Origin of the sequence: Lacibacter cauensis (assembly GCF_007830055.1) — a bacterium.
GTDB lineage: Bacteria > Bacteroidota > Bacteroidia > Chitinophagales > Chitinophagaceae > Lacibacter > Lacibacter cauensis.
Window position 1 is genome coordinate 1 of the sequence record NZ_VLLE01000006.1, and the last position, 16017, is coordinate 16017.

The 16017-nt window shown below is 39.4% G+C and carries 13 protein-coding genes; 3 read left to right on the plus strand and 10 right to left on the minus strand.

The features are described 5' to 3' along the window. Positions 1–489 precede the first annotated feature (489 nt). Complete coding sequence (locus tag IQ13_RS16650; protein WP_144887776.1) at positions 490–993, minus strand: gamma-glutamylcyclotransferase family protein; 504 nt, start codon at positions 991–993, stop codon at positions 490–492. A gap of 243 nt (positions 994–1236) precedes the next feature. Between IQ13_RS16650 and IQ13_RS16655 the strand changes: the two genes are divergently transcribed. The 3 genes from IQ13_RS16655 (at position 1237) to IQ13_RS16665 (ending at position 3415) form a co-directional block, all read left to right on the plus strand. Next, positions 1237–1734 carry a DUF262 domain-containing protein gene (locus IQ13_RS16655; protein WP_144887777.1) on the plus strand — a complete coding sequence of 166 codons (498 nt, stop codon included), beginning with the start codon at positions 1237–1239 and terminating at the stop codon, positions 1732–1734. 116 nt (positions 1735–1850) lie between these two features. Next, positions 1851–2933 carry a DUF1524 domain-containing protein gene (locus tag IQ13_RS16660; RefSeq protein WP_144887778.1) on the plus strand — a complete coding sequence of 361 codons (1083 nt, stop codon included), beginning with the start codon at positions 1851–1853 and terminating at the stop codon, positions 2931–2933. A gap of 53 nt (positions 2934–2986) precedes the next feature. Further along, positions 2987–3415, plus strand: a complete 429-nt coding sequence (locus tag IQ13_RS16665) for a hypothetical protein (RefSeq protein ID WP_144887779.1) — start codon at positions 2987–2989, stop codon at positions 3413–3415. A 52-nt stretch (positions 3416–3467) separates the two neighbouring features. Here IQ13_RS16665 and IQ13_RS16670 read toward each other — a convergent pair whose 3' ends face one another. The 9 genes from IQ13_RS16670 to IQ13_RS16710 all read right to left on the minus strand — a co-directional run bounded on the left by IQ13_RS16670 (position 3468) and on the right by IQ13_RS16710 (position 15968). After that, on the minus strand, positions 3468–4424 hold the full coding sequence (locus IQ13_RS16670) for a DUF1259 domain-containing protein (protein ID WP_144887780.1): 957 nt from the start codon (positions 4422–4424) through the stop codon (positions 3468–3470). A gap of 18 nt (positions 4425–4442) precedes the next feature. Further along, the gene (locus tag IQ13_RS16675; RefSeq protein WP_144887781.1) at positions 4443–6587 is read right to left on the minus strand and encodes a carbohydrate binding family 9 domain-containing protein; all 2145 of its coding nucleotides are present in this window, start codon (positions 6585–6587) and stop codon (positions 4443–4445) included. Positions 6588–6599: 12 nt separating this feature from the next. Next, entirely contained in the window at positions 6600–7766 is a 1167-nt protein-coding gene (locus tag IQ13_RS16680) for a chromate transporter (protein WP_144887782.1), read from the minus strand. Between the two features lie 11 nt (positions 7767–7777). Then, positions 7778–8236: a chromate resistance protein ChrB domain-containing protein gene (locus IQ13_RS16685; RefSeq protein ID WP_144887783.1), complete on the minus strand. Its 459-nt coding sequence runs from the start codon at positions 8234–8236 to the stop codon at positions 7778–7780. A 119-nt stretch (positions 8237–8355) separates the two neighbouring features. Next, the gene (locus IQ13_RS16690) at positions 8356–9456 is read right to left on the minus strand and encodes an efflux RND transporter periplasmic adaptor subunit (protein WP_158637424.1); all 1101 of its coding nucleotides are present in this window, start codon (positions 9454–9456) and stop codon (positions 8356–8358) included. Between the two features lies 1 nt (position 9457). After that, positions 9458–12613: an efflux RND transporter permease subunit gene (locus tag IQ13_RS16695; RefSeq protein WP_144887785.1), complete on the minus strand. Its 3156-nt coding sequence runs from the start codon at positions 12611–12613 to the stop codon at positions 9458–9460. A 4-nt stretch (positions 12614–12617) separates the two neighbouring features. Then, positions 12618–13970, minus strand: a complete 1353-nt coding sequence (locus IQ13_RS16700; RefSeq protein ID WP_144887786.1) for a TolC family protein — start codon at positions 13968–13970, stop codon at positions 12618–12620. 55 nt (positions 13971–14025) lie between these two features. Then, the gene (locus IQ13_RS16705; RefSeq protein WP_144887787.1) at positions 14026–15297 is read right to left on the minus strand and encodes a sensor histidine kinase; all 1272 of its coding nucleotides are present in this window, start codon (positions 15295–15297) and stop codon (positions 14026–14028) included. Continuing rightward, the gene (locus IQ13_RS16710; RefSeq protein ID WP_144887788.1) at positions 15294–15968 is read right to left on the minus strand and encodes a response regulator transcription factor; all 675 of its coding nucleotides are present in this window, start codon (positions 15966–15968) and stop codon (positions 15294–15296) included. Before IQ13_RS16710 ends, IQ13_RS16705 begins: the two co-directional genes overlap by 4 nt. Between the last annotated feature and the right edge of the window lie 49 nt (positions 15969–16017).

Here is a 16017-nt window from a genome sequence, read left to right on the forward strand (position 1 = left end):
AAAAAAAATTGTTTTGTAAAAGAAAAAATGGAAAAAAAGAAAGCCTTACAGTAAGGCGGCTGCAGGAAAAACAAAAAGGAAACGGAATAAATTAAATCTGAAGTAGTGTGGGATAGACTTGTTTATGCCGTAGTCTTTTTGGCGTTTAATAAATCATCAATGCAGCCGCATAACTTCGCTTTCGCTTTGCCCATTTTCTTACAAAACAGGTTATAACTACTTGTTGTGTCTTCGAGAGAAGAAGAAAAAAATATAAGTTGAGATTGCTCTGAGATTTGTTTATCTGGAATTGTGTTTGCTGAAGAATGAAGCAATCTCAATTCCCAATAGTGTTTAACCGGGGCAGTTCTCCAGGCTTATTTGCCGCAGGCGGAAAAGAAATAAGACGGGTGTACTGCACCGGGTCTTTGATGAGAGAAGAACAGAACGATGAACGGAGCGTCGCAACAGAAGATGCACAACGGTATAAATGCTGGTAACAAAAGAATACTACTTGCCTGACAGAATAGAATAGTTTTTAATTCTTCTTTCTTCATTATGGTCACGAATGCAGGTAATAGATTGTAGCTGTAAAATATATTCGGCAGGTAATTTATTCTGGATAGCACCGCTTACAATAAATTCTTTATACCAATCATACGGCAGCAAAGTATTATCTATAGAGTTACTATCGGCAATATAAATCTGCGCAGCGTAAGAGTTATTGGTTTCATCAAAAAATGTCAGTGTGTCCTCATTGTAACCTTTACCTAAACCTTCTGCTTTATCAAGCAAGGCTTTCGCATTGCTATCAATAGAAAACAATACTCCCCAAACCAATTCGGCAGGAACATCTGTCTTTATAATATTCGCCTTTGCAGAACCGTCGTTGCTAATTTTATTAAAAACTGCTTTGTGACCGGTAATAAATGCATTGGTAACCTTCACTGCTGAAGGAACCCGTTTTGTGAGCCTGTTCAGGTTCATATTTGAGCCGTAAGCAAAAATCAACATGTGGAATTCAGATTTAGATCGCAAAATTATATTGCTTCTTTGACTATCTGGAATTGTGCTTGGCGGGATAGTTTAGTTGTATCTGCCAATAGCCAAGCTCAATTCCCAGAATCATTGACCGGCACAGTGGTTCTGCCATCTGTCGTAGTAAGAGTGGACGTTTGATAAGGCAGAAGGGCTGTGCCGGGTCTTCTGGTAATTTAGCAAATCTGGTTATATTAGCAATTCAGCAATAATCTGTTTATGGCAATCTGGAAATCATATAAAATATCAGATGTAATCAACGAAATCGAAGAGGAAAAGTTTGTACTCCCTGTTATTCAACGACGGCTGGTTTGGGATGAGGAAAAAATGGAATTATTGTTTGATACACTTCTGAAAGGAGATTCTTTCGGCGGTGTTATGGTGATTGAAGAAGAAAAAGGAAGTAAACCTCTTTTTAATTACAGGACCTTTACAAAAGATGGTGGTATCATAAATTCAAGACAAGTAGACACGTTAACCCAATTACAGAATTTCGTTATTGACGGGCAACAGCGATTGCAATCTTTCTATATTGGATTGAAAGGAAGTATCAATGGCAAGGTGTTGTATTTTGATTTGTTCAGCGATTATAATACGGAATTTGAATTTAAGTTTGAGAAAGAAGAAAGTAAACTACCCAAAAATTCAAAGGGAAACGAAGACAGAACAATCCCTGAACATAACTGGTATCTTGCCAGTTCGTTATTGAAAGATTAAAAGATACCAATGATGAAGACCAGGTTGCTGAAGAAATAATAAAGGCACAAAATATACAGGATGCTATTCAAAGAAAACATGTCGAAAAAAACATAAAAGCGTTTTACAAGAACACTTTGACAGCAGATTGTCTCGGTATTTCAAAAGTATCGGTTAATAAATCCTTTGATGAAATAACCAATAAGCAAAGAATCGTTGAGTTATTCCGAAGGTTGAACGATGGCGGCACAAAACTTTCTTCTTTTGATTTAGTAGCTTCTGTGCTCAAAGGTTTTGAATGGGAAATGGAAGGCTTTTTGGAAGAAACATTAAAGAGCTATGAAGAAATAGGGCTAACACAAGACAATCTTATCAAGTTAATTTTCCTGTTGCAGGACAATCACAAAAAAGAGATGGCTGCAATTGAAGCGGCGGATGTACAGTTTGCCATAAAGAACAGAGAAAGAATAAAAATTACCCTGAAATGTCTCAAAGACTTTCTCATTAATTCAAAACTATATTATTACTATAAAGATGGCAACCGATCCTTTATTCCATTGTTTTTTATTGCCTATCATCTTTTTCATAAGCAAATAAGCGATGGAGAATTGGAAAAATATTTTGCAAATTTTGATGCTAAAAATACGGAACACCCAAGAATGGAGAAATGGATATACCATTCCCTGATTAATGGGGTGTTCAAAAGTAAAGGTGCAGGATGGATACCCTACAAAACAGGCATCCGTAAGCTATTGGATAAGATGCAACATTTCAAGAATAAAGATTTTCCAACCGATGAATTGTTCCAGGTTTATACTGACCATCCGATAACATTTACCAGATCCTATGCTATTGATAATCTCGATGAATTGGAAAGCTCATTTGTTTATTATCTTATGTACGACAGAGGGCAGACTATAAGGATAAATGATATTGACCACATCATGCCGAAATCAATATTAGATTCTTTAAACTTTGAATCAGCCAAAATTAATACTATCAGAAATTTCCAATTGATAGACTTCAGCACTAACCGTGGATTAAAAAATGCAAGTCCATTCAAAGATTGGATCAGTAATCATGTAACTGATAAAGCTGCCTTTGTAAAGAGGCATTTAATCCCTGCTGACGAAACATTGTGGACTGAGGATAAATTTGAAGACTTTGCCAAGTCAAGAGCGACCCTGATTTTGAATTGTATTTCTACGCATTTGAAATAGCTTTTATAATTGGCAGCGGTAATGTTTAAAATCAAACTTTATATAGCTAAGCGATGAAAGACAAATTATTTAAGAATCTCCTGCACAGCGCCGAAGGTTATGCAGTTCTCAATTCAGGGGGACAACTTGCTAAGGGGTATAAACCCGATACTGTCTTGCAAAAGGAGAATGAGTACATCATTATGGAATGTGACACAGGAACAAGCCGTAAGGGGTATTTAGGTGCAATGCTGAAAGCAGCAAAATATTTGATCAAGGAAAAGAATGGCATACTAATACTGGTAATAAAAGAGAAGCCAAATACAACGGTTAAGCAAATTGCAGAACATCTTCGGGAGTATTTGACATGGCTAAATCCGCTTACCAACCTGAGAGTAGTTTACTTAATAGAAACAACTAAGTATTGCTCGGATAAGACCCCTCTAGAACTTTTGAGTTCAGAATTTAAAAAATACGCCATTACGATTAAGGCAGAAGTTTAAAAATAGCTACTCACCCCAAACTGAAACCAGCAAGATTTAGCATTGTCAATTATTAATGTTTCATTTTCGAGCCAGTCTGATCCAACGCATTTTTTAGTCCTTTGGCTAATTCTTCTGCATTTCCAACGCCCCAATAATGCAAAAAGAAAACCTTTGGTTCTTCATGTACCATATGATTATGAACAGCCACCACTTCGATACCGTTTTCAACTAAGGCCTTAATCACCGGAGCTACCTCATCTTCAAGCATTGTAAAATCACCACAAACCGCAGCTTTTTCAGGGGTTCCTTGCCAGGCTGCCCACGTATTAAATCCCATAAAAGTGCTGACAGGAATTCCATGTTCCTGGAGCTTGATATCTGGTCGGCCAATCGTGTATTTATAAACACCCTTGTTCATTTCTCCTTTATTGCCGATAATCGAATCCAGCATTGCAGTATTCAACGTGTTTGCAACACTGTCAGCTTTTTCTCCCTTGGGATCCTTACCTCTTATTTCTTTTACCTTATCAAAGATTGCCTTCACGCCGTTTGAAAGTGTCGTAATATCGGCTGACCGGTCTATATGCATGTACATCACGTTGGGTCGGTTGCGAACAAAATGATTATGAATTGCTGTAATTGCAAAGCCTTGCCGGATGACTTCCTGTTGTACGGGTTTTAAATCTGTTTCCGTTAAAATTATATCTCCCATTACCATCGCACTATCTCCACAAGGAGTAAAGGCCGCCCAACTACCCAGTCCCATTGGAGGAATTATTTTAAAACCATCGACGATAATATGCAAGTCATTTTGCGGAACAGTTATTTTGTACTCGCCATTTTTCTCAACACCTTTCATGCCGGTTATTTGCTCAATTTTTGCAATATCCAATTTGCTGCTACCCGGTGGACATGAAATTGCATCCTTCTTTTTATTTGTTGATGTACCATCTTCCGAACCAGTTTTTTGGTTACAAGCTATTAAGAAGCTAAAGCCTGCACATAAAAAAAACAGAAATGATTTCATAATTGCTCTATTTTTATTTTAAAAAGTAAATCTCCAAACCAATTTTGCTGCGCCAGACGAAACATCAGGCCGGTTGAATTTCAGGTTATCCAATTTGTTGTAACCCCTGTTATATACCACATATATATCTGAGCCAACATTTGGTATCCAGTGTAATCTAAAATTACCGAATAGTAAATCATCCAATGAGTTCCATTGAACAAACATGGTGAGATTTAATCTTGGGTTAACAGCCATATTAATGTATTGTGCCAGCTCGTGTGTATTAACTGCACCTTCCAGTAAACGGATATTATTATAAGTATAGTCAGTGCGAAGATTAAAGTGTTTGTTTACATTAATACCCATCGAAGTTTCCAATGTGTTTATTTTGCCGCTATAAAAATCTCCCCAGGCATAATTGGCATCAGCCCATATTCTTCTTCCCTGGAAGCTGCCTAACTGAATTTCCATGCGGTGCATCCAGTATTTGCCCGATGGAATGGCAATAGAGTCAGTTAAATGAAAAGGATGATCCAACCGTTCATATTGCTGGTACAGATTGTATTCAAACCGTTCCCCGCTTTTGGTAAAAAAACCAAGCGGCCGTGATTCATTCAGGAACGATTCTACTTTACCAGATGTATGTGTTCTGAATAAATCGAAACCCCAAGGACGAAAATACATTTTACGGATTCCTAAGTTTGTAAACCATCTTGGTGTAAAACGGAAGAACCAGGAGAGGTTATCAAAATTTTTCCTGTTCAGGAATCCGAGTTCAGGATTAAAATTTTCCTGCACGCTTGAAAGTCCAATAAAATTATCAATCAAATCATTTGGATAATCTGCAAAGACCCGCCAGGCATACGCACCATCGCCGCTTTTATTTTTATCAAAGCTCCTGCTGAATAAGCCACCAATTACAAGGTTTTTATTTGTTAGAAACCGTGAGGTGGAAAATGCGCCATCAATTCCCGCCACCTGGTTACTGAGATCGCTGTTGATCTTGGAAGTGACAATTGCTCCAATGTATGACTGGCTGCCAATATCTCTTTTATAACGAATGACTGTGTTGTTAGTAGCCGGGACAGTATCTCTTTTCCCTGTTTCAATACTTAGCAAGCCAATATTGTTTGCCCCCATTTTACCAAATACTCTTGCACCGGCAATAACTGGTACTGATTTGAAATTTTCAATACCGATTTTTCTTGTATAAAAAAGCTCGTTACTGTTACCAAGATAAAATTGGTAATTCTGGTAACCTTCTAAAAAGAATTCTCTTTTTTCAGGATAAAACAGGTTAAAGCGTGTAAGGTTAACCGCAATGCGATCCGATTCTACTTGCGCAAAATCAGTATTAGCTGTGACGTTTAATTTTAATGTTGGTGTGAGGTTTGCGTTTAGGTCTGCACCAATTTTACCCGTCCAATCTGTTGGATTGTGGTTACGTTTGTCGAAACTGCCTAACCCGTAAGGTTTCAGTTCAAAACGTTTTGCATAACCAATATTTCGCAAGCCTTTTAAAACACCCGCATTTACCAAACAATAAATTGAGCAGTCCCTTGTCCAGCCCTGCCATAAAACCTGTTCGTTTTTACTGCGGATATTCCGTTCAAAATTGACGCTCCATAGATGTATTGAATCGTTACGAAATTGAAGACTGTTGAAAGGAATACGGATTTCGGCAAACCATCCCTCATTGGTAATTGAAGTTCTTACATCCCATACTCCATTCCAGTCTTTATTTGCGCTTTCATTGCCAGAGATCAACAAATCAGCTCTTGCCCCATTTGGATTAATAATAAAGAGATACCCGTTACGGCGGTCGCTGAAAGGCGAAAGTGCTACCTGGAAATTATCATCTTCCTCGTAAATAAAATCACGCTGCATATATTTTGCGTGAATGGTTTTTGTTTTCTGGAAGCACCAAACACCAACATATAATGCCAGCTTATCATACGCAATTGCAACTTTAGTAAGTTCTGTGGAAGGTTTTCCAAAATCAAGTTCTTTTTGCGTGAAATTTTTTATTACCGGAGCCGATTGCCAAATTGCTTCTGTAAGTTTTCCATCGAAAACTAATGTTTGATTAATGAAAGTGGCGTTAATGGTATCAGACTTCCCGCTCTGTGATAAAGCAGTTTTAGAAATTAAAATAAATATCAGGATAGTAAGTATTCGCATAATAGTTTATATCTACAGCCAATATTTTATTAGTAAGCCTGCCAATGCTGCAACAAGTATAATATAGGGTTCCTGTATTTTTTTAAAATAGATTAAAGCAGCTAATGAAGCAATTGTAATTATAGCAGTTGGGATGTCAATAATACTACGTGTTGCAATAACAATTACTGCCCCTACCAATGCGCCAACAACGGAAGCTGTGATGCCGTCTACAAATGCCTTGATAGATTTATTCTTTGCTATTTTTTTAAAATAAGGTGCGGGAATTACAGTGAATAAGTAGCAGGGCAAAAATGTTGCTAAGGCCGCAACTGACGCCCCCGGAAAACCTGCAACCAGGTAGCCAATAAAACCAACCGTTATTACTACAGGGCCGGGTGTGATCATGGCTACTGCCACTGCATCTACAAACTCCTGTTCTGTGAGCCATTTATTTTCTGTTACCACACCGGCGTGTAAAAAAGGCACTATCGCAAGCCCGCTTCCAAATACAAATGCACCTGCCTTTGTAAAGAACCAACCGATTTTTTCCAGGGTATTCCATTCAAACTGCCAGAAGCCGGTAATACCAAGAAAGATGTTGTTTGCAGCTACCGGTTTCTTCATCCATTTAGGAGGTGCTTTTACAAACATATAGATCAACCCCGCAGCAATGAATAGTAACACATTTTCTGATTTGGTGACTGCTGTTACAATTATGCCGGCTGCATAAAAAAACCAGAGCAACCAGTTTTGTTTTAGCGATGGCAATTGTATTTTTCCTACCGATTTTAAAGTGAGTTTATAACTGCTCATCATAATAATTCCTATTACGGCTGCACCCACACCATAAAATACCGCCTGCATCCACGGTAACCCTCCAAACAATTTATAAACGATACCCAGTAATACCACCATGATAAATGAGGGTATCACAAATGCAAGTCCACACAATGTAGCGCCTACTATCCTGTAATGAACAAAGCCAAGATAAATGCCTAATTGTGCGGCCAGTGGCCCCGGTGCTAATTGGGCCAGTGCTAACCCTTCTTTATAGTCTTCTTCAGAAATCCAATTACGTTTTTCAACAAGGTCACGATGCATATAACCAACAAGTGCAACTGGACCACCAAAACCGATGGTGCCCAATTTTAGAAAATACACGATAAGTTGACGAAGTGTATAAGTTGGCTGATCCATTTATGCAGAATCTATTTTAAAAGTTCGGGATTCCAGGTGTGCCGTTCTTCCTGTACATATTTAGCCCAGCTATAAAGGGCATCATATATTTTCATCCCAATTTCCAGCATTTCAAAATCATCTTTATAATTATAAGAAAGCCCGGCGGAAATTGCCCAAAGTCCTGCCGATTGCTTTGCCAGGTCAAACTGATCAGTGTCTGCAGCACGAACAATGACGGCTAAGTGTAATAAAGCAGGGTCGGTTAGTTGATGCTTCCGTATAATATAATCAAATGTACATTCATCGGCATAATGGGAATATTCTGCTCCCGGGATATCGTAGGGAATAGCGCTTAACTCTTTTGCTTTTTCAAAAACCTGTTCTTTGGGAACATAAATAAATTCCGCATTGCTGTCAACAAAATTTTTGATAAGCCAGGGGCAGGCTATCCTGTCTATTTTGGGTCGTTCCCTCGTAATCCATTTCATCTGTTTATTTTTTTATTGTCTGCCTATCGGCAGACAGGATTTTAGCCAGACGTAATTCGCCAAATAATCATTGCTATGTATAGGCAACATTCTTATGGCTCATTTCATAAAATCGCATTTTAATGTTTCGCAATTTTTACTAGCAGCTTAGTATCTGCTTTCAGTTCCTCATTTCCTTTCAGCACTAATGTATCGCCTTCATCGAGCTTTCCAAATATCTCGGCTTTATCGGTAGCATTTACTCCCTGGCCAACATCAACCCAACTGGTAATGTTGTTCTGCACTTTTATTACAAACTTTTTTTCCAATGTGGTTACCACTGCCGAAAACGGAACAAAAAAAGATTTTCCATCTCTTTGAATATTTATTTTGCAATCAGCAAACATGCCGGCTTTCAGACTATGATCGTTATTATTAATTACAAATTCCCATACTTCACTTCGGGTGTTTACATCCAGGCTACCGGATTTACGGGATAACTTTCCTTCATATTTCTTACCCGGTATGGCCTTGATGGTAAATTGTACTTTTTCATCTTTTACTTTCGTACCGGTCATGGCTTCCGGCACAGCGATCCGCAAGCGAAGAGAACTATTGTCTTCTATTTCAAACAGCGGCATCTCAGCAGCTTTTCCTACATAAGCACCTGCATCTACATTCCTTTTTGTAACGATCCCTGTGAATGGTGCCCTTAAAGTTAAATAATCTGCTGTTTGTTGCACTGCATTTAATTCTGATTGAGCAGCCTCTACCAAAGCGGCGTCTGATGCCACCTGGTTTTTTGCTTTTTCTAAATCAGTGGGGGCAATTACGCCATCTGATTTGGAAGCTTCAGCAAGCCGTTTAAACACATCTGTACTACTGATCCATTTTGCTTTTACAGATGCTAAACGTTGTTTGCTTTCTGCGATCTTCGATTGCATTTCCGGCGCATCCAAAATAGCAATCACCTGTCCTTGCTTTACCGGCGAACCAATATCAACAAATATCTTTTTTACATAGCCACTTACTTTGCCATACACTTGTACTTTTTCGTTGGGTAACAGTTCCCCGGGAAGTGAAACAGTTTTATCTAATGCGGCAGATTGCAAAGTAAATACTACTGTTGAATCTATTTTAGGTTTAGTGTCATCTTTTAATGGCTCTTTTTTGCCTGGCTGATGGCACCCAATAATGCCATTAATAAATAACAGCGCTATTACAATTTTTATCCCTTTCATTTTAGTTATTGTTTTGTTGGTTGTCGTAAAATTTACTTGATGCATCATCCGGGTCAAGTGAAACATTGCTGTATATTTTTTTACGGGTAACTGCGTTATAGATAAGTGGCAGAATAAAAAGTGTTGTTGCCAGTGAAAAAAGTAACCCTCCAATTACTGCAATGCCTAACGGCGCTGTTTGTTCGCCTCCTTCACCCAAACCAATTGCCATTGGTATCATTCCTGCGATCATCGCAAGGCTGGTCATTAATATGGGCCGTAGCCTTCCTTGCCCGGCAAGGGCTCCAATATTTATTGTTTGATCATTCTCTTTCCTGATGGTTTCTGCTTTTGTGATCAGCAGAATGGCATTTGCAACAGAAACACCAATTGCCATAATACAGCCCATGAATGATTGTATGTTCAATGTCTTGCCTGCAAGGAATAATAACAGGAAAGATCCTGCTACAACTGCCGGTATAGTTGACAACACCGTGAACGATAATTTAAACGATTGAAAATTTGCTGCTAATAATAAAAAGATAACGGCAAGGGCCAACAGTAAACCTGCTCCCAGTTCTGTTTGTGTTTGACCCAGTATTTCCGATTGTCCCCGTACATACACTTTTACACCCTGGGGTAATGAATCCAATTTGCTGATAGCCGAATTTACATCTTTAACCGCTGTACCTAAATCCTGCTTATGAAGGTTTGCTGACAGGGTAATGAACCGCTGTTGGTTCAACCTGTCGTATTCACCAACGGTAGTGGCTCTTTTCCATGTTGCCACATCTCGTAAAAAAATATTCTTATCCGCTGCTGAAACAGGAATTTGTTCAAGGTCTTCAGAAGATTTCATTTGGTACTCCGGCAACTCCACCTGCACCTGGTAAGCGTTGCCGGCATTTTTATCTAACCAGTAGTTCAGCAGTATATTCCTGCTGGATGATGTGGCTGTAGAAACAGAACGGCTCATTTCATCCACTGTTAATCCTAATTGCCCGGCACGAACCCGGTCATAATCTATTTGCAAAGCCGGGTAGTCTAACGGGAGTGTATATTGAACATCCCGCATGTAAGGCAGGGCTTCCATTTGTTTTTTCAATTTATCACCAATGGCCCTGCTCTGCTGCAGGTTTTTCCCCTGTACAACTACTTCAATAGGGTTATTCGTTCCCTGGCTCATTACCTGTTCCACTAAATCGGCTGGCTCAAAGGAAACCAGCATGGCGGGAATTTCTTTTTTAATAGCTTCTCTTAATTGCTCTTTAAAATTGTCCAGTTTAATGCCACTGTTATCTGCAAGTTTAACTTTCAGGATTGCTTCATGAGGGCCACCCGTCCATGTAAAAATGGAGTTGATGGCATAGGTTGGTGGCTGAAGACCCACATAGGCAGAGGTGATATCTATCCTTTGCTTTCCTGCTTCTTTTTCAATAATGCCCAGTACTTTTTTGGTATTATCTTCTGTACGTTCTATCCTTGTGCCTACGGGCATCCGCAGCCTTACCTGGAACTGGCCTGCATTTACTTTTGGAAAAATTTCCTGGCCCAGGAAATGATAGTTTGACCAAAGTAACAATCCGCATACCAGCAGGTAAATGCCAATGAGCAAACCACTTGCTTTGGATATTTTATTCTGAAGAGATGAATAGCGATTGGTTAACCGGGTAAACCATTTTTTTTCTTTAAAATGTACGCCTTCTTTTAACAGCCAGTTTGAAATGACAGGAACAACGGTTTGAGAAATTAAAAAAGAAGCGATCATTGCAAAGCCAACTGATAAAGACAAGGGCATGAACATGGCTTTTGGAATACCGGACATAAATAGTGCGGGAACAAAAACTGCAAGAATGCTTAGCAAGATCAATAATTTGGGCAAAGCAATTTCTTTACTTGCATCAGCAATAGCCCTTGCTTTTGATTTCCCTTCTTCCAAATGCCGGTGAATATTTTCTACGGTCACCGTCGCTTCATCTACTAAAATACCAATGGCCAGGGCCAGCCCGCCAAGGGTCATGATGTTGATGGTTTGCCCTGCAAGGTAAAGGCATACCACTGCCGACAGCAATGCCAAAGGGATGGTGATAATAACGATCAATGCACTTCGCCTGTCAGCTAAAAACAACAACACCATTATACCGGTTAGTATAGCTCCGAGGCCACCTTCAAACAAAAGGCTTTTCAATGAGTTCACTACATACGTTGACTGGTCAAATTCATACGATACTTTAATGTCTTCGGGAATAGCGGCCTGCATATCGGGCAATGCCTTTTTTATATTTTGTACCACATCCCATGTGGAAGCATCTGCTCTTTTGGTAACAGGAATATAAATGGAACGCTTGCCATTGACAAGCGCATATCCTGAAGTGATATCTGCGCCGTTTTCCACCGAAGCAACATCACGGACATAAGCAGCAGTACCGCTTTTGGCCTGGAGTGGAATGTTTTCAAATTCCTTGATATTGTCAATCACGGTATTTTGCGGAGTGATCAAAGCCTGGTCGCCCACTCTTAAATTACCTGCAGGTGATATCGTGTTCCCCTTAGCGATAGTTGCTGCCAGTTCATCTGGTGTAACGCCATAGCTGCGGAGGCGTTCAGGGTTTGCCCTGATAATAATGGTTCGCTGGTTACCACCTAACGGTGGCGGAGCAGAAACTCCCTGTAAAGCTGCAAACATGGGCCTCACTTTAAACAAAGCCAGGTCCTGGATCTCATTCAATGATCTTGTGCTGCTGGTAAATACCAGTTGCCCTACCGGAACACTGCCTGCATCATACCGCATAATGAACGGCGGTAATGTACCGGGGGGCATAAAAGAACGGGCACGGGTTGCATAGCTGCCTACTTCAGCCATTGCATTGGCCATATCTGTTCCTTCATGAAATTGCAATTTAATAAGTGTTACACCCTGCACGGATTTACTCTCCACATACTTTATCCCTGTTACATACAGAAAGTGATATTCATAATAGGATGTAATAAAGCCTTCCATTTGCTGGGGCGATAATCCTCCATAGGTTTGTGCCACATAAATAACCGGTGTTCCTAATTTCGGAAAAATATCCACGGGCATTTTTCGCACGGCCAACCAGGAAAAAAACAGTACGCCTATTACGATTACCATTACCGTAACAGGCCTTCTTAATGCAGCTATGATTAATTGCTTCATATCTTTATTTAACCTGGTTAATAAATAAATTCAGATCGCCATAAACGGCAGCTTTGAGCAACAGTGCCTTCCAAAGTTCTGCCTGCGATCTTGCCTGTTCGATCTTTGCCTTTAGCAAAGCGAATTGTGTTTGCAGCAGTTCGGAGTAGTTTACAAGACCCGTGGTATATCTTACCTGCATGGCATTAAAAGCGTATTCAGCAGCATTTACCTGCACAGGCGTTTCTTTAATTACAGCTATTGCATTCAGGAAAGTGGCTTCTGAAAGTTTGCGCTGTTTTTTTAATGCAAGGGTAACCTGGTTTAATTTCTCCTGGTCAGACCTGATGATTAAATCCTGTTGCTGCAACCGTGTTTTTACTTCTGTATGGTTTAGTATTGGAACGGACAATTGCACACCAACGCCATAGTTAAACCGGTTAAGGTTAAAGCCATTAAATGATTTTATTGCACCTGTATAATCTACACCTGAACCTCTTGCATAAGTTGTTCCCCAAAAAGATAAACGGGGTGCAGTTAGTTTACTGATCGTAATTCGGTTTGTTTTACTTTCTTCTATCGTTAACCGTGCGGTTTTGCCAAAAGGATGTTCAATGGTATCGTTTGCAGTTGCTGCAGGAACTGTATTGTAAAATGAAGTATCGCTGTTTATGATAATTGAATCGCTGGCAACAGATTCCTGTAACGACAAAAGAATATTATCATAAGCGTTTTTTATTTTCAGCCATTCAATGCGGGTTCTCGAAAGTTCTGCCTGTATCAATGCGGTATCAATTCCCGGTTTTAAACCTGTTACCGCCAATACATTTACCTGCTTCAATTGTCTTTCTGAAATGTGAATATTCTCCTCGTAAAGGTTTAGTAAATGCCGGTAATAAACAATATCAATAAACTGGTTACATACTTTTACTTTATGATTGAATATTTCCTGGGCATTTTTGGATTGCAGTGTTTGTGAAGCTGCAGCAGCCAAATTAATTTTTGATTTACGATCACCAAATATTCCCGGTTGCCATTGAAAGAGCAGGCTTGCAGCGGAACCGGTTACGGGACTGTAATCATTTTCTGAAGATGGCGGGCCACTAATGGGAAGTACATATTGTGGCTGCAACATCCCGGTGATATTATTGTGTGTAGCAAGGTTCGCCTGGTAGGTAGCATCCAGTTGCGGGATGATTGTTTGTTGTTGTAGTTTTATGTTTGCCTTTGATGCTTCCAGCTCATAACGGTTTGATTTTAGCTTTGGATAATTACTTTCCGCCAGTTGGAGGATTTCCGGCAATGATAAACGCACAGTGTCTTGTGCTTTGGTATTGCCAACAAAAAAGCAGGCGAGTGCTATCAATGTCCATCTCATCAATAATGATTTATGAAAACAAATGTAGCAGGCGATTTAGGATAAATTTTGGAGACTACATCCTTCCAAAATCTATTAGCACATAGTGAACTCCGTTCTTATAATTGTATTGAAGACCCATTTTATAGAGTTGGGCAATTTGCCTGACCAATGATAGACCCAACCCGGTAGTTTTTGATTCTTTATTGCCTTTTCTAAACCGTTCAAATAACATTTCGGGTTTTTCTGTAATTGCATCCCCGGAGTTTTCAATTGAAAATGTACTATCACTTAAACAAACCTTAATAAATCCTTGTGAGACGTTGTGTACCACCGCATTTTTGATCAAATTGCTGAACAGGATTTCTGTTAATGCCGGGTTGGCCATAATGTATATACCAGAAACAATTGATTTGCTGAGTGAAGGAAAATCATCATAATGCTCCTGGTAAGTGGTAAGTATTCTTTCTACCAATGCGGAAATATTGATCTTCTCCTGTTCAGGAAACTGGTTATTATCAATTTTGGCAAGCAGCAGCAGGCTTTTGTTCATCTGGCTCAGCCTGTCATTTGCTTCCGTGATATCTCCAAGCAAAGAAGCCGATTTTTCTGTAAGACTGGGTTCGTTGATCAGCAAATCCAATTTAGAGCGGATGATGGCGAGTGGTGTTTGCATTTCGTGAGAGGCATTCTCCACAAAATTCTTTTGATTGTTATAGGCGGTATTCACTTTTGCGATCATGCTGGTAAGCTCAGCATTCAACTGGTCAAATTCTGCAATACCAGTCTGCTGTTCTAACTGAGCAACCGGGTTGTTTACCACGTCATATCCTGAAGTCTTTTTTAAAGTGCGATGAAAGGGACGCCATAACAGGCGGGAACTTCTTCTGTTTATTACAACAATTGAAATTAATAGTAACAAAAAAACAAACGCCTCGGTTGCAAATACTTTTATGGTTAAGTGAAAAAATTCTTTTGATGAAACAAAAGTGGTGAGTTGATAATTCTCGTTATTAAAATGATACGCTTTAGTAAGCGCCTTAAAATTCAATTTTTCTGAACTTCCTTCGATCAAAAGACTGGTGTCTCTTGGTTCATCCAGTATTTGTGCAGGCAGCAGGTAGTTTTTTTGAATGACATATTCTCCCTGTATCTGCATTGTCATAGCTGCCGGTTGTGCTATAAATGCGTTCCAGACATTTTGTTGTTTCAGCGCTAATTGCTTTTCCTGCGTATGATGCGAATGCATGTTCAGCATTACGAAAAAAAGTAAGGACCCCAGCAATAATACCACCGGTAACCATATCATTAAGTAACGGGTACTTTTTTGTTCCAAGGTTTTATTCATACAGATAGTTTATAGCCCAGTCCATACACGGTTTGCAATAAATCGTCGCCACCTTTTTCTTTCAATTTTCGTTTCAGGTTTTTTATATGAGAATAGACAAAATCAAATGAAGCCAGGTTGTCCGTTTGTTCGCCGTAAATATGCTCTGCAATGGCCTGCTTGCTTACCACCCGGTTTTTATTGGTTAAAAGAAATAACAACAATTCATATTCATTTTTGGTGAGTAACAACGGTTGACCGGAGTAAGACACGGTTTTTAACAACAGGTCAAGTTTTAATTTATCAAATTCAATTACACTTGAACTGGATGCATATTTCCTGCGCAACAAAGCTTTTACTCTTGAATATAATTCTGATAAATGAAATGGTTTGGTAAGATAGTCGTCTGCCCCTAAATCAAGCCCGGCAATTTTATCACCCAAAGAATCCCTGGCGGAAATGATAATAACACCATCGGCCTTTTTGTGTTTTCTCAAATATTCCAATAATGCTAACCCACTGCCTCCCGGCAGGTTAACATCAAGTATGATACAGTCGTATTGAAAATCGGTAGCTTTCTGAATCCCTTCCTTGTAAGTACTGGCTGTTTCACACAAGAAGTCTTCCTGGGTAAAGTAATCTGTAATGCTTCGCAGTAAGCTATCTTCGTCTTCTATTATCAGTAGCTTCATCTTGCCAATTTTAAGCTAAGCTAAAGATAGATTTTGGAGAAATCTTGGT